This window comes from Ruegeria sp. D1(2025), assembly GCF_056536425.1.
Map to the genome: position 1 here is coordinate 1,114,270 of NZ_JBQFPO010000001.1, position 18,001 is coordinate 1,132,270.

At 58.7% G+C, this 18,001-nt stretch carries 16 protein-coding genes; 13 read left to right on the forward strand and 3 right to left on the reverse strand.

Features of this window, described 5'->3' with window-relative positions; all coding sequences use genetic code 11:
• The first annotated feature begins 25 nt into the window (after nucleotides 1–25).
• The 7 genes from ACR1XU_RS05635 (at nucleotide 26) to ACR1XU_RS05665 (ending at nucleotide 5,766) form a co-directional block, all read left to right on the forward strand.
• Entirely contained in the window at nucleotides 26–1,075 is a 1,050-nt protein-coding gene (locus ACR1XU_RS05635) for an ABC transporter ATP-binding protein (RefSeq protein ID WP_480909133.1), read from the forward strand.
• Nucleotide 1,076: 1 nt separating this feature from the next.
• Nucleotides 1,077–2,153, forward strand: a complete 1,077-nt coding sequence (locus ACR1XU_RS05640; protein WP_480909136.1) for an ABC transporter ATP-binding protein — start codon at nucleotides 1,077–1,079, stop codon at nucleotides 2,151–2,153.
• Entirely contained in the window at nucleotides 2,150–3,013 is an 864-nt protein-coding gene (locus tag ACR1XU_RS05645; protein ID WP_170677640.1) for a carbohydrate ABC transporter permease, read from the forward strand. The genes ACR1XU_RS05640 and ACR1XU_RS05645 overlap by 4 nt, the downstream gene beginning before the upstream one ends.
• Entirely contained in the window at nucleotides 3,010–3,807 is a 798-nt protein-coding gene (locus tag ACR1XU_RS05650) for a carbohydrate ABC transporter permease (RefSeq protein ID WP_170616650.1), read from the forward strand. Before ACR1XU_RS05645 ends, ACR1XU_RS05650 begins: the two co-directional genes overlap by 4 nt.
• A 143-nt stretch (nucleotides 3,808–3,950) precedes the next feature.
• Nucleotides 3,951–4,220, forward strand: a complete 270-nt coding sequence (locus ACR1XU_RS05655) for a DUF2160 domain-containing protein (RefSeq protein ID WP_480491731.1) — start codon at nucleotides 3,951–3,953, stop codon at nucleotides 4,218–4,220.
• A gap of 66 nt (nucleotides 4,221–4,286) precedes the next feature.
• Nucleotides 4,287–4,682, forward strand: coding sequence for a BlaI/MecI/CopY family transcriptional regulator (locus ACR1XU_RS05660; protein WP_480909138.1), 396 nt, complete (start codon nucleotides 4,287–4,289; stop codon nucleotides 4,680–4,682).
• Nucleotides 4,669–5,766 (forward strand): M56 family metallopeptidase, encoded by a 1,098-nt coding sequence (locus tag ACR1XU_RS05665; protein WP_170806070.1) that lies wholly within the window; start codon nucleotides 4,669–4,671, stop codon nucleotides 5,764–5,766. The genes ACR1XU_RS05660 and ACR1XU_RS05665 overlap by 14 nt, the downstream gene beginning before the upstream one ends.
• Nucleotides 5,767–5,775: 9 nt before the next feature.
• Here ACR1XU_RS05665 and ACR1XU_RS05670 read toward each other — a convergent pair whose 3' ends face one another.
• On the reverse strand, nucleotides 5,776–7,179 hold the full coding sequence (locus ACR1XU_RS05670; protein WP_480909142.1) for an MATE family efflux transporter: 1,404 nt from the start codon (nucleotides 7,177–7,179) through the stop codon (nucleotides 5,776–5,778).
• Nucleotides 7,180–7,363: 184 nt separating this feature from the next.
• A complete protein-coding gene (locus tag ACR1XU_RS05675; RefSeq protein WP_480909145.1) occupies nucleotides 7,364–8,272 on the reverse strand; it encodes a LysR substrate-binding domain-containing protein in 909 nt (302 codons plus the stop codon).
• Between the two features lie 94 nt (nucleotides 8,273–8,366).
• Between ACR1XU_RS05675 and ACR1XU_RS05680 the strand changes: the two genes are divergently transcribed.
• Together ACR1XU_RS05680 and ACR1XU_RS05685 are read left to right on the forward strand one after the other, a co-directional pair.
• Entirely contained in the window at nucleotides 8,367–9,887 is a 1,521-nt protein-coding gene (locus tag ACR1XU_RS05680; RefSeq protein ID WP_480909148.1) for a trimethylamine methyltransferase family protein, read from the forward strand.
• Nucleotides 9,888–10,021: 134 nt separating this feature from the next.
• Nucleotides 10,022–12,490 carry a GcvT family protein gene (locus ACR1XU_RS05685; RefSeq protein WP_480909151.1) on the forward strand — a complete coding sequence of 823 codons (2,469 nt, stop codon included), beginning with the start codon at nucleotides 10,022–10,024 and terminating at the stop codon, nucleotides 12,488–12,490.
• A gap of 154 nt (nucleotides 12,491–12,644) precedes the next feature.
• Here the strand turns inward: ACR1XU_RS05685 and ACR1XU_RS05690 are convergent, their stop codons facing one another.
• Complete coding sequence (locus ACR1XU_RS05690; RefSeq protein WP_321253760.1) at nucleotides 12,645–13,274, reverse strand: response regulator transcription factor; 630 nt, start codon at nucleotides 13,272–13,274, stop codon at nucleotides 12,645–12,647.
• 221 nt (nucleotides 13,275–13,495) lie between these two features.
• On the opposite strand from ACR1XU_RS05690, the gene ACR1XU_RS05695 reads away from it, so the two are divergent.
• The 4 genes from ACR1XU_RS05695 to ACR1XU_RS05710 are packed head-to-tail and all read left to right on the forward strand — an operon-like array spanning nucleotide 13,496 to nucleotide 17,823.
• A complete protein-coding gene (locus ACR1XU_RS05695; protein WP_480909153.1) occupies nucleotides 13,496–14,737 on the forward strand; it encodes a pyridoxal-phosphate-dependent aminotransferase family protein in 1,242 nt (413 codons plus the stop codon).
• Between the two features lie 28 nt (nucleotides 14,738–14,765).
• Complete coding sequence (locus ACR1XU_RS05700) at nucleotides 14,766–15,962, forward strand: malate--CoA ligase subunit beta (RefSeq protein ID WP_170677652.1); 1,197 nt, start codon at nucleotides 14,766–14,768, stop codon at nucleotides 15,960–15,962.
• Entirely contained in the window at nucleotides 15,962–16,852 is an 891-nt protein-coding gene (sucD, locus tag ACR1XU_RS05705) for a succinate--CoA ligase subunit alpha (protein WP_170616669.1), read from the forward strand. The genes ACR1XU_RS05700 and sucD overlap by 1 nt, the downstream gene beginning before the upstream one ends.
• Complete coding sequence (locus tag ACR1XU_RS05710) at nucleotides 16,852–17,823, forward strand: 2-hydroxyacid dehydrogenase (protein ID WP_480909157.1); 972 nt, start codon at nucleotides 16,852–16,854, stop codon at nucleotides 17,821–17,823. Before sucD ends, ACR1XU_RS05710 begins: the two co-directional genes overlap by 1 nt.
• Nucleotides 17,824–18,001 lie beyond the last annotated feature (178 nt).

The window sequence follows — 18,001 nt, forward strand, 5'->3', positions numbered from 1 at the left end:
CTAAAATGCCCCGCGAGTTTCCCAGATGATCGAACTTCAAGATGCCACCAAACGGGTCGGCAACGTCATCCATATCAAATCCACAAACCTGACCCTTCATACAGGCCACTTCAATGTATTGTTGGGTGCAACCGGCTCGGGCAAGACCTCTCTGATCAAGATGATGGCCGGGCTGGACCCGATCGGCTCGGGCAAGGTCCTGATGGATGGGCAGGATGTCACGCGACTGAACACGCAGAAGCGTCAGATCAGCCTGGTGCACCAGTTCTTCGTGAACTATCCGCATATGACCGTTTTCGAAAACATCGCCTCGCCGCTGCGCGTGGCGGGTATGGCGAAAAGCGAAATCGAAGGCCGCGTTGAAGAAGCGGCCGACCTGCTGCAACTGCGCCCGATGCTGCACCGCCGCCCACATGAATTGTCGGGTGGACAACAGCAACGTACCGCTCTGGCGCGTGCCATTGCAAAAGAAAGCCGCGCCGTCTTCCTCGACGAACCGTTGGCCAACCTGGACTACAAGTTGCGCGAAGAACTGCGCGAGCAACTGCCCGACCTGTTTGCAGGGCGTGGCGCGGTCGTGGTCTATGCCACCTCGGAACCCGAAGAGGCGTTGCTGCTGGGCGGCTACACCGCCCTGATGGAAGACGGCCGCGTGACCCAGTTCGGACCGACCGCCGACATCTATCGCAACCCGGAAAACATCGCGGCGGCGCGTGTCTTCTCGGACCCGCCGATCAATGTGGCGCGCATTACGGTTTCCGGTGCCCGGGCACATCTGGCGGGCGGCGGCGGCTGGCCGGTCACTGACATGGCCGACGGAGATTACATGGTCGCCGTGCGCCCGCACCGTGTGACCCCGTTCCGCACCACAGACGCGGATGTGGAACTGACCGGGCGCGTGATCGTGACAGAGTTGTCGGGCTCGGATTCCAGCGCGCATTTCCAACATGGGAACGACGCTTGGGTTTCGCTGGCCGCCGGTGTGCACCCTTATCGGGTGGGCGAGGATCACAGTTTCTACATGAACCCGGCCCATTGCCGGTATTTCGGCCAAGACGGCAAAAGGGTAGCCTGACATGGCACAGATCAAGCTTTCAAACCTTCGACACAGCTATATGCCCGCGCCGAAAGGCCCGGAAGACTATGCGCTGAAGGAAATCGATGTGACATGGCGCGATGGCGGAGCCTACGCGCTGCTGGGCCCGTCCGGCTGCGGCAAGTCCACTTTGCTGAACATTATCTCGGGCCTTCTGACGCCGTCCGAGGGACAGATTCTGTTCGACGACCGCGACGTAACAGCCCTGCCCCCCGACCAGCGTAACATCGCGCAGGTGTTCCAGTTCCCGGTGATCTACGACACAATGACCGTGGGCGAGAACCTGGCTTTTCCGCTGAAGAACCGGGGCGTGGATGCTGCCACGATCAAGCGACGTGTCGATGAAATTGCCGAGATGCTGGACGTCACGGATATGCTGGGCACCCGCGCCTCGGGTCTGAGCCCGGACAACAAGCAGAAGATTTCGATGGGCCGCGGATTGGTGCGCGACGACGTGAACGCGGTGATGTTCGATGAACCCTTGACCGTGATCGACCCGCATCTGAAATGGAAGCTTCGGTCCAAGCTGAAAGAACTGCACCAGCGCGTCAAAGCGACAATGATCTACGTAACCCACGACCAGACCGAGGCTCTGACTTTCGCGGACGAGGTGGTGGTGATGCAGGAAGGCGAAGTGGTTCAGATTGGCACGCCCGTCGAACTGTTCGAACGCCCTCAGCACACGTTTGTCGGCCACTTCATTGGCTCACCCGGCATGAATGTCCTGCCCTGCGAGGCGAAAGGCGACCGAGCTATCTTTGAAGGCCATGAGGTTATGCTGGAAGGCCCAACTCATGGTGAAGGGGGCCGCACTGATCTGGGTATCCGGCCCGAGTATGTTGGATTTGGCGACACCGGCATTCCCGCACACGTGACCAAAGTCGCCGACATCGGCCGTCACTATGTGATCAGTGCGATGGTCGGCAATACTGCCCTAAAGGCTGTGACCGAACATAGTGTGCCCGAACCCGGGTCACAGGTTTTCCTGCAATTCAAACCCGAACAATCCCGCGTCTATCGCGACGGCTGGATCGCAACTCAGGAGCGGGCGCAATGAGAACGGAAAATCAAAAGGCTTGGTTCTTTGTCCTACCTGTGCTGGCTCTGGTCGCGTTCAACGCGCTGGTGCCAATGATGACGGTGGTCAACTACTCGGTGCAGGAAACATTCGGCAACAACCAGTTCTTCTGGGAAGGCCTTGGCTGGTTTGAACAAATCCTGCGGTCCGACCGGTTTCAGGCCGCGCTTGGACGGCAATTCCTGTTCACCGCGCTGATCCTGCTGATTGAAGTCCCGCTGGGCATCATCGTTGCCCTGTCGATGCCGCGCAAGGGGTTCTGGGTGCCGGTCTGCCTGGTGCTGATGGCCCTTCCGATGCTGATCCCTTGGAACGTGGTCGGGTCGATGTGGAACATCTTCACCCTGCCAAAGATCGGTCTGCTGGGGTATTTTCTGAATGACGTTCTGGGCATCAACTATGACATGACGCAACAGCCGCTATCGGCCTGGATCACTGTCATCGTTATGGATGTCTGGCACTGGACCTCGCTTGTGGTTCTGCTGTGCTATGCGGGTTTGGTGTCGATCCCGGACGCCTACTATCAAGCTGCGAAGATCGACGGCGCCAGCCCCTGGTCTGTGTTCCGTTATATCCAGCTGCCCAAGATGAAAACCGTCCTGACCATCGCCGTGCTGCTGCGCTTCATGGACAGTTTCAACATCTACACCGAACCGTTCGTTCTGACTGGTGGCGGCCCCGGCAACTCAACCACCCTGCTGTCGATCGACCTTGTGAAAATCGCGCTGGGACAGTTCGACCTTGGCCCTGCGGCCGCGATGAGCCTGATCTATTTCGCCATCACGTTACTGGTCTCTTGGGTCTTCTACACTCTGATGACAAAGGATGACGCGCAATGAAGAAGCGGTCCATCATCCCGATCCTTTATATCGCGTTCCTGATGCTGCCGATCTACTGGCTGGTGGCAATGTCCTTCAAGACCACGAACGAGATCCTGTCGGGCTTTTCCCTGTTTCCCCAGACCTTTACGCTGGAGAACTACATCACCATCTTCACCGATCCGACATGGTACTGGGGCTACATCAACTCGATCACTTATGTGACTCTGAACACAGTACTTTCTGTCTGCGTTGCCCTGCCAGCCGCTTATGCTTTTTCGCGCTATCGCTTTCTGGGCGACAAGCAGTTGTTTTTCTGGCTGCTGACCAACCGGATGGCACCGGCTGCGGTCTTTGCGCTGCCGTTCTTCCAGCTCTACTCCTCGATCGGTCTGTTCGATACGCACCTGGCCGTGGCGCTGGCGCATACGCTGTTCAACGTGCCTCTGGCCGTGTGGATTCTGGAAGGGTTCATGCGCGGCATCCCGAAAGAGCTGGATGAGACCGCTTATGTCGACGGCTATTCCTTCCCGCGCTTTTTCGTCACGATCTTTCTGCCCAACATCAAGGCAGGCGTGGGCGTTGCTGCGTTCTTCTGCTTCATGTTCTCGTGGGTTGAAATGCTGCTGGCCAAGACCCTGACTGCTGTCGAGGCCAAACCCATCGCCGCCGTGATGACGCGCACCGCCTCAAGTGCCGGGTATGAACTGGGCCTGCTGGCGGCAGCCGGGACGCTTACAATCATCCCCGGTGCCATCGTCATCTGGTTTGTCCGCAACTACATCGCGCGCGGTTTCGCGATGGGTCGTGTGTGAGGTTCGATATGCGCAAACTCCTTCTCACCCTTCCCTTCCTGCCGTCTTCGGCCCTTGCACAGGCGCAAGCCGGTTGGGGCAATGTCGGCCAGCAAGAGGAAAAAGGGTTCTCGTGGACTGACCCCTTGTGGCCCGACTTCTGGATGGCCTGGACCCCTGCCACGCTGGCCGTGTTCGTCGGCATCTTCTCGGCCATTGCACTGATTGGCCTGCTGGAAGGGTTCAAATTCCGCGACGGCATCGAACGGCGCGGCGTGCTGGGGCTGACCACCACGCTGGGCGACAGGCTGTTTATTACCCTGCTGGGCTCGGCCTATATCTTCCTTGCCTGGCTGGGCCTGGTGGGTCAGCCCGTCTGGACACCACTTTTCCTGTCCGTCGGATGGGGCATTTTCGTCTTCTGGAAAGTTTAAGCTTTGCGAAACAGCGAAAGGATGCTTGTCTGTCAGGCATACTAAAAAATGCGACACGAAAGACCGATGCGAAAGAAAAAAACAACAAACCTCCTGACCGAAGTAGAACTCGAGTTCATGAACGAACTCTGGGCGCTGGGTCAGGGCTCGGTCCGTGACGTGCTTGATTGTCTGCCACCAGAACGCAATCTGGCCTATACGTCCGGCGCGACCATCCTGCGCATTCTCGACGAGAAAGGTTTCGTCGAAAGCCGCAAGGACGGAAAAACGCTGATCTACAGACCGCTTCTGGAAAAAGACAGGTATCAGGCGCGTTCGCTTCAGAACCTGTCCCGCACATTGTTCGACGACACACCCGCCACGCTGGTGGCGCGTCTGGTCGATGACGCGGAGCTGAGCGAAGCCGATCTGGAGGAAATTCGGGCACTGGTAGAGAGGAGACTGCAAAATGACAGCGGTTAAACCGGTTCTCGATACATATCTCGAATTGAACATCGTGCTTGGCCTGTCCGCCCTTATCTGGCTGCTGGCCCGCGCGACGTTGGCGAAGACTCCGATGCGAAACAGCTTTGTCGCGCAGTTGCGCGCGCTCAAAACGCTGTGCGTTTGCGTGGTACTCAGTCCTCTGCTGGCGCTTGGCGCTTCGGCATTGGCGGGGCTGGCATGGCCCGGTCGCGCAGTGGCGCTGGGTGACATTGCGGTTGCCGCTTATCTGCGCGGCGAAATCGCGATGCCAGCGGTCCAGTTCGAGGCATTGCTCAACACCCGCGAACGCTGGATCGATCATATCGTTTCGGGTGAGTCTCTGGCTTTGATTATTGTCCTGATAGCTCTGGCGATGATCTCGGCGCTGTATCTTGTCCGCGCTGTGCGTGATGCGATTTCCATTCGCACCACGATCGGGACAAGTTTTCTGTGGCGCCGCTCTCGCAAAGTGGACATTCGTCTGTCGGACCGCATCACGGTGCCCTTCGCGGTGCGCGGTCTGCGCCGCCGTCACGTGGTTTTACCCAGTCACTTGCTGAATACGCCGCGTGAAATGCGGTTTGCTCTGGCCCATGAGTTTCAGCACATCCGCGCAGGCGACGTGGAATGGGAACTTGGGTTCGAACTGTTGCGCCCCGTTCTTTTCTGGAACCCGGCCTATCAGCTTCTGAAATATCAGTTCGACCGGTTACGGGAACTGGCCTGTGATCAGTCGGTTGTTGCCCGCAAAGGGATCGACGCGCGCGACTATACGTCCTGCCTGCTGGATTATTGCGCCCGCACAGTCGCGATGCGGAACCCGAAGGTTCTGAATGTAGCGCTGGTTTCCGGTGGAAAGGCCAAGCGGGTATTGCAGCAGCGTGTGATCGCGCTGACCGACACGCAGGTGGCTACGGCTCCGCTGCCGGTTCTGTTTTTGGGTCTGACGCTGACTTTTGCAACCTTGCTTGCGCTTGGATCAGCCTCGCTTCGCCAGACACATGACTGGAGCCATGATCGGCTGATGCTGTCGACGGTTGTCAATCTGGAACGGCTGGAGGCCCGTAACCAGGGTAACTGATCCCTCAGATCACCAACCGCGACGCCCGAACAGCGAGTGGATACGGTTTTGCCCTGTAAACGGGTCGATCTTCTGCGGGTGTGCCAGCCCTGCGACGACGCTCTCGACCAGAACCCATCCTACTAGGGCAAAGATTACCCCACCAAAGGCCTGTCCCAGCAGCACGCCAGAAGCGCCCGCCAGCTTGGATCCGATAACGACAAAGACCCAAGTTCCAACGGTATGTCGCCCCCAGTTGATCCAGGTTGAATAAACCGGGTGCCCAAGATTGTTGAAACTGGCGTTTGCGACAAAAATCACTCCGTTAAAAAACGAAGCCAGCGCCAGCGGTCCGCAAAACAGGTAGATCAGTGTCCGTGTTTCGCCTTGCGCTGCAAACAAATCCGCGATTGGTGCACGCAGAAGAAACAGGATAGCCGCCATTGCCACGACGTATATCCCGGTAAACCGGATACCGGCCCAAAAGGCGGCCCGCACACGATCATATCGTTCGGCCCCGAAGTTCTGCCCGATGATCGGACCGATCGAGCCTGACAAAGCAAACACCACAGAAAACGCCACCGGCATCAGGCGGCCGATCACGGCCATCCCCGCCACCGCGTCAGTTCCATATTGAGCAATTTCCCGAACTACGATGGCATTTCCAATCGGCGTTGCGACATTGGTCAGAACCGCTGGAATTGCGATGGTTCGCACAGGGTGCAGATCGTGCGCAACCTGAGACAGCGATGGCCGCATAAAGCCCCGGTGCACGCGCAACGCAGGCAGTATCGCGGCTGCCAGCATACAAAGCCTTGCCAAAACCGATGCAATTGCGGCGCCATCCAGTCCAAGCCCCACCGCGAAGATCAGCACGGGATCAAGGACGGCATTCACCACACCGCCGTAGATCGTTGCCATCATCGAACGTCGCGCATCACCATGCGCGCGCAATACAGCCATCGCCGTCATGGCAATGGACATGACGCACATTGTCGGCAGGATGATCGAAACATAGCGGACCGAAAGCCTCAGCACCTCGCCCTCGGCGCCCAGAAGCGACAGTAGAAAGGTCAGGTTCATCAGAACCAAAGCCGAAATCAGGATACCACCAATCAGCCCCAGAACCGCGACGCTGGATGCATAGTGGCGCGCCTGCTCTGGCCTGCCCGCGCCCAGTTCACGTGCAACGAGCGCCCCGGCGGAGATCGACAGCCCGATGTTGATGGCGTTGGTAAAGAACAACAATGTCCCCGCATAGCCGACCGCCGCAGCCAGAGCGTCATTGCCCAGCATCGAGATGAATATCATGTCCACAAAGTCGACCGCGAAAATTGCCATCAGACCAATGCTGGTGGTCAAGGACATGCGCGTCACGTGCCGCATCAGGCTGCCGCTCAGAAAAACGGCGTCGTTGCCGGACTGACCTGCCATGTTGTTCGTTGCTCCTGTTCAGGCGCTTTGTGTCACCTTGCAGCCGTTTGGGAAGAGGCGGCAACCCCAATTCACCCGGGCGGCGCAGATCAGGAACGGTTGCGATAGATTTCAGACGGCAGCTTTTCCGCAGCCCGTCGCCGGTGGCGGAAAACGCTCTGCATGGCCGCCAGCGACCCTCGCTTCAGGCACCTTGTTTTACTGACAATATCCAATCCCGCACGATTTCGGCCTTGGGTGTCAGCTCCCGGGACTTCGACCAGACCAGGTAGATCCCCTTCCCTGTTTTCCAGGTCCACTCCGACCGCGCAGCAAGCAGGCCCTGCTGAACCAATGGGGCAACAAGATGGTCCCACCCAAAGGCGAACCCCTCGCCCGCAATCGCGGCCTGAAGCACCAGCGCGTAGTCATTCAGGCGCAGACCGCTGCGCGGAGGTATTTCCGTCACTCCGAACTCCCAGAACCACTGCCGCCACGAGGGGCGTTCGCGAATTGGTTCCTCAAGATGGATCAAGCGCTGGCTGAGAAGCCCCGGCACATTTCTGAGATTTACCGCTGCCGCCATCACCCGGGGCGACGCGACGGGATAGATCACTTCCTCGGCGATCAACGCACATTCGCAATCCGGCCAGTCTCCGGCCCCAAGTCGAATGGCCAGGCTGATCGTTTCCACATTCAGATCAGGCTCTCGATCGCTGGATTGCAGGCGCAGGTCGATATCCGGATGGATGCGCTGAAAGGACCCGATGCGCGGCAAAAGCCAATAGTTGTTGAATGCCGAAGACGCGCTGAGTGTCACGTGATCATTGCTGGCAAATTGCCGGATGGATTCGGCGGACTGCGCAAGCTGTTCAAACGCGCGTGTCACGTCGGCGAACAACTTGCTTCCAGCATTTGTCAGGCTGATCTTACGGTGACTACGCTGGAACAGAAGAACACCAAGCGAGCTTTCGAGTTGCTTGATCGCCATACTGACCGCTGGTTGTTGAACGTTCAATTCCTGCGCCGCACGTGTGAACGATCCGGTCCTTGCTGCGGCCTCGAAAAAGACGAGGTGGCGCGGTGAGGACAGATGTGACCAAAGCTTTTGCATAAGCTGTGTTTATCTAATTCATCGAAATTTTCAAACGTCACAAAGGCCCACCCAGACGATAATTTCAGGATAGACAGATTCAGAGAGGGCATTCATGGCGCGCCGGGCACGCAGTTCAAGAACACGGGGAAATGCGCAGACTGGCGCACCGCCCTCACCCTATATTCGCCGCATCATCCCGCATTTCGATGTGCTTGATGAGGATCAGATCGTTCGGCTTGAGGAACAGGTCGACTGGATCCTGCAAGACGTGGGCATCGCCTTTCGCGACGACCCCGAGGCGCTTGCACTTTGGAAGCGCGAAGGTGCAAAGGTTGACGGCGACATCGTGCGCGCGCCGGCCGATTGGATTCGCAACCTGTGCTCTCAGGCTCCGGCCGAGTTCACACAACTGGCCCGAAACCCGGACCGATCAGTCATTATTGGCGGCAAGCATCAGGTATTCGCGCCGATTTACGGCGCCCCTTTTGTACGCGATCTCGAAGGTGGGCGCCGATATGGCGATATGGCCGCCTTCCGGGATCTTGTACGACTAACTTATCTGCACCCGAACCTGCATCACGGTGGCTTCGTCACCTGTGAGCCTTGTGACGTTCCGGTCAGCAAACGGCATCTCGACATGCTGTTCGCGCACATGACCCTCAGCGACAAACCGCATCTGGGCGCGATTACGGAAATGAGTCGCGCGCAGGACAGCGTCGACATGGCCGAAATCGTGTTCGGTGCCGACGTAATGGCCGATAACTGCGTCATCATGGGGAACGTGAACACGAACTCTCCACTTTTGGTGGACCGTGTGGTGACCGAAGCGGCACGGGTGTATTCAACCCGCGGGCAAGGCATGGTCGTGGTGCCCTTTATCCTTTCGGGGGCAATGGGGCCGGTCTCAACCGCGGCGTCCGTGGCACAGGCCATGGCCGAAGCGATGATGGTCTGTGCGTATATTCAGCTAATCCGCCCGGGCGCGCCATTCGTGCTGGGCAACTTCCTGTCGTCGATGTCGTTGAAATCGGGCGCACCCACTTTTGGAATGCCCGAACCTGTCATGTCGAACTATGCAATAGGTCAACTGGCGCGCCGCGCCGGGTTGCCGTTGCGGTGTGGCGGGTCCCTGACAGCATCGAAGATCGAGGACGCCCAAGCGGCATACGAAAGCGCGGATTCCATGCATTCTACCATGCTGGCAGGGGCAAATTTTGTCCTGCACTCGGCTGGTTGGCTGGAAGGCGGACTGTGCACCGGTTTCGAGAAGCTGATCATGGATGCGGACCGGCTTGGATCCTATCAGAAAGTCTTGTGCCAGGGGCTGGACACTTCAGACGACGCGCTGGCCCGGGACGCATACGACGAAGTCGCCCCAGGCGGGCACTTTCTGGGATGCGGTCACACGATGCGCCACTACCAGACAGCATTCTACGAACCCAGGCTCAGCGACAGCGAGAATGTCGAAAGCTGGGAAGAAAACGGTTCGGAAGACATGCGCCAGCGCGCCCACGGTCGCTGGAAGCAGATGCTGAAAGAATATGAGGAACCTCCGATCGACACCGCGCTGCGCGAAGAACTGGAGGCATTTGTCGCCAGACGCAAAGAGGAACTGCCCGATGCCTGGTACTAGGAAAACAGCCAACGCGACGCCGCCTGCCAACGTCGCGACCGAAACCGCAATGATCGCGTGGGCAGCGCAATAAACATTGCGGGCCTGACCCGGCCTTTCTTGAAACGCTTAAAGCTTAACCAAGGACACCTTCAATGCCCGAAATTCAAAAAGACGATACAGCCACAGGCAAACCGCTTCCTTCCCACGCCAAGGTTGTCGTCATTGGCGGCGGCGTCGTCGGATGTTCGATCCTTTTTCACCTTGCCAAGTTCGGGTGGAAGGATGTCGTACTGCTGGAACGCGATGAACTGACATCCGGGTCCAGCTGGCACGCCGCCGGGCAGATACACACGATCAGTTCGGACCCCAACATAAGCCGCCTGCAAAGCTATACGATTGATCTGTACAAAGAAATCGAAGAGACATCGGGCCACTCGGTTGGCCTGCATATCACTGGGGGCTTCTACGCCGCGTCGACCAAGGAATGGTACGATTACCTCAAACGCGAACGTTCAAAGGCGCGGTACATGGGGCTCAATCAGGAATTCATAAGTCCAAGGGAACTGGCCGAGCGTCATCCGCTGATCGACCCCAAGCATTACCACGCAGCCCTTTGGGACGATCAGGACGGTGATCTTGACCCTTCGGGCGCGACCTATGCCTTTGCCAAATCGGCCCGTGTACACGGCGCGCAGTACTTTACCCATTGCGGTGTGACCGCGATGAGCCAGCGCCCGGACGGAAGCTGGGATCTGACGACACCGAAAGGCACGATCAATGCGGAACAGGTGGTCAATTGCGGTGGCCTCTGGGCCCGCGAAGTCGGCCAGATGTCCGGCATTCACCTTCCGGTACAGCCGATGGAGCATCACTACCTGATCACCGACAAGATCCCGATGATCGCCGAGCGCATGGAAAGCATGGGCGAAGCCGGTCGCCTGCCCGCGGGTATCGATTATGAGGCCAACATCTATTTCCGGCAGGAACGGCAGGGCATGTTGCTGGGCACCTATGAGCCAAAGTCGACCCCCTGGAAAGTCGACGGGACCCCGTGGGATTTCGGCCACGAGTTGCTGCAGCCCGATCTCGACCGCATCGCCGAACGACTCGAAATGTCGTTCGAACGGATACCGGCAATCGGCGAGGCTGGCATCAAGGACATGATTAACGGGCCATTCACTTTCGGCCCGGACGGCAACCCGATGATCGGCCCGGTTCCGGGGATGAAGAACTATTGGGTCGCGGTGGGTGTCATGGCGGGGTTCTGTCAGGGCGGCGGCGTTGGTCTGACCATGGCGGAATGGATGATCGACGGAGAACCCTCGATCGATGTCTGGGCCATGGACGTCGCGCGGTTTGGCGAGTTTGCGACGCCGGATTGGGGAACCGTCAAATCGGCTGAAAACTACGAACGCCGCTTTGTCATGACCTTCCCCAACGAGACCCTTCCCAAGGGCCGGATGCAGAAAACCACCGCGCTTTACGATCGTTTGGTCGCGAAGGGTGCCTTGATGGATCAGGGCTTTGGACTTGAAAACGCCCAGTGGTTTGCGGACGGTCCCGAGGACGCCCACGAGGATCCGACTTTCGAGCGCAACCGCTCGTTCGATTATGTCAAACGCGAGGTGAACGCCGTGCAGAATGCCGTCGGCGGCATCGAGATTGCCAACTTCGCCAAGCACGAGTTCAAGGGCAAAGGCGTGCGCGCATATTTGGACCGTATTCTCGCAGGCTATGTTCCAAAACCCGGCCGCCTGACCCTGACACCGATGCTGACCCCAAAAGGCAAGCTGTACGGTGACCTGACCGTTGCCTGCCTGGCCGAGGATCACTTTATGCTGTTTGGGTCGGGCGCGATGCAGGAAGCGCACCGCCGCTGGTTCGAGAAGGATCTGCCGGACGATGTCGCTTATGCCAATGTTTCAGACGACTGGCACGGGATAGCGCTGTCCGGTCCCAAGTCACGAGAGCTGTTGTCGCGTATCACCCGCACCGATGTCAGCGCCGACGCCATGAAATTCCGCGATCTGCGACAAACCTTCGTGGGCGGGGTTCCGGTCATTTTGAACCGTATCAGTTTCTCGGGCGAGCTTGGTTTTGAAATCTACTGCCGCCCCCAATACCTGTTGCGGCTTGCCGAAACGATCGAGGGTGCCGGGGCTGATCTGGGCTATCGCTGGTATGGCGCTCGTGCGCTCATGTCGATGCGGCTTGAAAAAGGCTGGGGTGTTTGGACCACGGAATTCCGGCCGGATTTCAATGCAGTGGAAAGCGGAATGGATGTCTTCATCAACTGGAAGAAAGATTTCGTCGGCAAGCAGGCGACCGAAGCTTTCCGTGCCGAGGGTGTGAAACAAAAGCTTGTGACCATGACAATCGACGTCGAAGGGATCGATGTCTCCAGCGACGAAGCAATCCTGAAGGATGGCGCGGCGGTAGGTTACGTCAGCTCAGGCGGATATGCGCACCGGATGGGTTATTCCATGGCGATGGGCTATGTCGCGTCGGAGCACGCAGCGCCCGGAACGGTCCTTCAGGTTGAAATCCTCGGCGAGTTCTACGATGCCGAAGTGCTTGGCGGCCCGCTTTACGATCCCAACGGCGCCAATATGCGATGCTGAAATTTTGTACGGGGCGCCCGCCTGGGCGCCCTTCGCAATTCTGACGGAATCAGCGGAGTTCAGATGGTCCCTGAACTCCGTCGCAGCAATGGCTGTGTTTCGTCGCCGGATTATCCGGCGAACGCCATACGATCAGCCGCAAAACGAGCCTCACTCATTCAGGCGCTGACTTCGAAGAATAGTAATATGCAATCGCCTGAGCGCGGTTTTTGACGGACAGTTTTTCATAAATATTGGACAGATGAAATTTGACCGTATTCGTCGATATTTGCAGCTCTTTCGACAGGTCACGATTTGACAGTCCTTTGGCCAAAGCCTCCAGGATCGCGCGTTCTTTGCGTGACAGACCATGAATCGGATCCTGATGCATCTTCCTGACATCGATGAAGGGAAACACCATCTTGCCGGCAGCAACGTCGGCGCAGGTTTCAAGCAAACCCTCCACTTCACCTGACCGTGGGGCAAACCCTGCGGCCCCGGCCTGCATGGCCAACCTGGGAACGTCGCCAGCCTCGTCGCCATACACAATGAAACGGGGTGCGTTTTGCTGTTCACGCAGCACCTCGATCAGTTTGGCAGCACCCAAAATCGGCAGGTTCCACGCCACGACGCAGACCTGCACAGGCACCCGCATGACCGCGCCCAGAAACCCCTCGGCTGTGGCGGACGTGGCCACCAAAGAGAATCGCGGATCACGTTCAAAAATCTCCGACATCGCAGACAGGACGAGCGGATTGTTGTCGGCCAGCATGACGTCAATCGGGTATCGGGGTTTTTCAGTCATTTGATTTTCCGCCCAAAATTCTCAAAATCTACCCATTTTGGTAGGTTATATCTCAGTACACCTTTGTATTCTTACACTAATGGGTAGGTTTTTTCCCACCCAATTAGATGCCCAAAAGCAGTATTAAGTTACGTTGCGCGTTCGGGCAAGTTGCAGTTTTGCTGATCGTCAACGCGATACACGGGCTCTGCCAATCATCCCGTAGCTGAGGAGGATCACAAATGACGTTCCAGGTTTATCCCCCGCTGGAAATCCCCGAGACCCTGGCGGCCGGACCCGGCCCCGGCAATACAGACGCCCGCGTCCTGCAGGCGTTTTCCAGCGCTGGCGTTGCAGACCACATGCAAGGCGATGTTTTGCGCGGAATGGTCGAATGCAAATACATGCTGCGCGAAATCTGGGGTACCGACAACGCCTATACCTTCGCCGTCGCCGGCACCGGTTGGAGCGCGCTGGACACCATGTTCTCGGCCGTGATGCCGGGCGACAAGGTTGTCGCCTTTTCGAACGGTACGTTTTCGGGCATCGACTCGCTGACCCTGCGGATCAAGGCCGCGACACCGCAGGAACACGCCTCCAGCCCGCTGGACCCGCAGGCGGCAAGCGTTGTCGTGATCGAAGTGCCTCATGGGCAACCGGTTACGGGTGAAATGGTCGAAAAGGCCCTGGCTCGCCATAAACCGAAATGGGCCTTCATGGCGCATTGGGAAACCGGATCGGGGCGCATCAACGATCTGCGCGGTTTCTCGGATGCCTGCGAACGTCATGGGGCCATGGGCCTGATCGACGCGGTTTCTTCCTTGGGCGTAGAGGATTTCCGGATTGATGATTTTCCCGGGATCGCAGGTTGGGCATCCTGTCCGCAGAAAGGCCTGTGCTGTTTGCCACTGACCTACGCGCCGGTCAGCTTCACCGACTCGTATATCAATTCGCTGAAGGCGACGGGTGCGTATACCTATGTCCACAACCCGATTTTCGAAGCCCGCCACTGGGGCATCGTCGACGGGCAGGATGTCGAAAAGGGAACCTATCACCGCACACATTCGGGCTACGCCGTTGCCGCATTTCACGAGTCGCTGCGCCTGACCCTTCAGGAGGGGCTGGCCAAGCGATCCGCGTCATATCGCACACACGAATGCGTTCTGCGCGACGCTGTGACCGCGCTTGGTTGCGAAGTGACCTCGGACATGCCCAGCCTTGTCGTTCTCAATCTGCCGACAGAACTGGCAGGTCGTGAAATGGAACTTGTTCAGAATTGCCGGGCGCGCGGGTTTGGCATCTGGCCCACGCTCAGCGCCCCGGTGCAGGTTCGCATCGGCATTCTGAACCAGCTCAACCATCAGGCCGTCAGCCGCATCGTGCGCCTGTTCTCCGAAGCTCTGCATGAGTTGGGAGGCACAGTCGATTTCGAAGAAATCGAGGCGCTGCTGGAAAGCCGCTACGGCACATCGATTGCCGCGTAATCGCACTGCATGAACGGGAGGAATGCAGATGGATATTCATGAATATCAGGCCAAAGAGGTCCTTTCGAAGTTTGGGGTCGATGTCCCGCCAGGTGCATTGGCCTACAGCCCCGAGCAAGCCGCCTACCGCGCTCGCGAGCTTGGCGGCGACAAATGGATCGTCAAGGCGCAGGTGCATGCAGGCGGGCGCGGCAAGGCTGGCGGCGTCAAGCTGTGCAACACTGAAAGCGAGATCTACGAGGCCTGTGACAACCTGTTCGGGCGCAAGCTGGTTACGCATCAGACCGGCCCGGAAGGCAAAGGCGTCTACCGCGTATATGTAGAGGCCGCCGTGCCCATCGACCGCGAGATTTACCTGGGTTTCGTGCTTGATCGCTCCAGCCAACGGGTGATGATCGTCGCGTCGTCCGAAGGCGGAATGGAGATCGAGGAGATCTCGGCCGAACGCCCGGACAGCATCGTACGCTCAATCGTGGAACCGGCTGTGGGGTTGCAGGAATTCCAGGCGCGCGAGATCGCCTTCGAACTGGGGCTTGAGCCGCGACTGGTGCAGCAAATGGTCCGCACCCTGCAGGGCTGCTATGCCGCATTCAGTGAGTTGGACGCAACCATGGTCGAGATCAACCCTTTGGTCATAACCGGCGATGATCGCGTTCTGGCGCTGGACGCCAAGATGAGCTTTGACGACAACGCCCTGTTCCGTCACCCGCAGATTGCTGAACTGCGCGACAAAAGCCAGGAAGACCCCCGTGAAAGCCGCGCGGCTGATCGTGGCCTGTCCTATGTCGGCCTCGAAGGCAATATCGGCTGCATCGTGAACGGTGCCGGTCTGGCCATGGCCACGATGGACACCATTAAGCTGGCCGGTGGGGAGCCTGCGAACTTCCTCGATATCGGCGGCGGTGCTTCACCCGAGCGGGTCGCCAAGGCCTTCCGCCTGGTTTTGTCGGACAGCAATGTTCAGGCGGTTCTGGTCAACATCTTTGCTGGAATCAACCGCTGTGACTGGGTTGCAGAAGGTGTCGTGCAGGCATTGCGCGAACTGGACATCGACATTCCTGTCATCGTGCGTCTGGCCGGTACGAATGTCGAAGAGGGTCAGAAGATTCTGGCCAAATCCGGTTTGCCGATCATCCGTGCAACCACCCTGATGGAAGCCGCCGAACGCGCCGTTGGCGCATGGCGCAACGACCTGTCCCAAAACACCAAGATGAGGGCTGTGTAATGAGCATTCTTCTCGACCGCGACAGCCGCGTTATCGTTCAGGGTATCACCGGACGCATGGCGCGTTTTCACACCAAGGACATGTTGGAATACGGCACCAATGTTGTCGGCGGCGTGGTCCCCGGCAAAGGTGGCGAAACCGTCGAAGGTGTGCCAGTTTTTGACACCGTCAAACAGGCCGTCGAGGCCACAGGTGCCGATGCCAGCCTTGTCTTCGTTCCGCCACCGTTTGCAGCGGATTCGATCATGGAAGCGGCGGATGCCGGCATCCGCTATTGCGTCTGCATCACAGACGGCATCCCCGCGCAAGACATGATCCGGGTCAAACGCTACATGTACCGCTACCCGCGCGACAAGCGCATGGTGCTGACCGGGCCGAACTGCGCCGGAACAATCAGCCCGGGCAAGGCGCTGCTGGGTATCATGCCCGGCCATATCTACCTGCCGGGCAACGTGGGAATCATCGGGCGCTCGGGCACGCTGGGCTACGAGGCTGCAGCGCAGCTCAAAGAACGCGGAATCGGTGTGTCTACCAGCGTCGGCATCGGTGGCGACCCGATCAACGGTTCGTCCTTCCGTGACATCCTTGAACGGTTCGAACAGGACGAAGACACCGAGGTCATTGCCATGATCGGAGAGATCGGCGGCCCGCAAGAGGCCGAAGCGGCGGAGTATATCCGTGACCACATCACCAAGCCCGTGGTGGCTTATGTCGCGGGTCTGACAGCCCCCAAGGGCCGGACCATGGGCCATGCAGGTGCGATCATTTCGGCCTTTGGCGAAAGTGCCTCGGAAAAGGTTGAAATCCTTTCTGCCGCAGGCGTGACCGTGGCAGAAAACCCCGCAGTCATCGGCGAAACGATCGCCCGCGTCATGGGAAAGGCCGCGTGATGGTTAAACCTTCAGTCCTTGTAACACGCCGCTGGCCTGCCGCGGTCGAGGCGCAACTGGCCGAGAGCTATGACACCGTGCTGAACACCGGAGACAAACCCATGTCTCCGGCCGAAATCCGCGATGCGCTGAAACGGTATGACGCGGTGTTGCCGACCGTGACCGACACACTCAGCGCCGAGGCGCTGGATGTGCCTGCCGCGCAGACCAGGATCTTGGCCAATTATGGTGTCGGCTACAGTCACATCTGCGAACCGGCAGCCCGCGATCTGGGTATGACTGTCACCAACACACCCGACGTGCTGTCCGAATGCACCGCCGATCTGGCCATGACCTTGCTGCTGATGGTGGCCCGTCGTGCAGGTGAAGGCGAACGGGAACTGCGCGCCGGAGGTTGGTCCGGCTGGCACCCTACCCATCTGGTTGGCACCAAGGTCAGTGGCAAGACACTGGGCATTATCGGTTTTGGCCGCATCGGTCAGGAAATGGCCCGCCGCGCCCACCATGGCTTCGGAATGAAAATCATCGTGCAGAACCGCAGCCAAGTATCGCCGGGCTTTCTGGGCCAATGCAACGCCGTTCAGGTGGACACGGTGGACGAACTGCTGCCGCAATGCGATTTCGTCTCACTGCACTGCCCTGGCGGCGCGGCGAACCGCCACCTGATCAACTCGCGCAGGCTGAGCCTGATGAAACAGGACGCCTTCCTGATCAACACCGCGCGCGGCGAGGTGATAGACGAATGGGCGCTTATTCAGGCCCTGATGTTCGACATGATCGGCGGTGCTGCGCTGGATGTGTTCGACGGCGAACCGCGCATCAGCCCGGACCTTCTGCAGTGCGACAATCTGGTGATGCTGCCGCACCTTGGCAGCGCCACCCGCGAAGCGCGTGAAGCCATGGGGTTCCGGGTGCTCGACAATCTCAGTGACTTCTTTGCCGGCCGCCCGCCCCGGGACCGCGTAATCTGACCTTTTCCCTCACCTCCTCCCGCCGGTGATCCCGTCGGGAGGCCTTTTTCAGGAGGTTTCCACGTGAACGCCCCCCACCGCATAAATGGTTTTTTCACCCAGTCTCTTTCGGATCGTGATCCTGAGCTTTTCGGCTCGATCCGGTCCGAGTTGGGCCGCCAGCGCGACGAGATCGAGC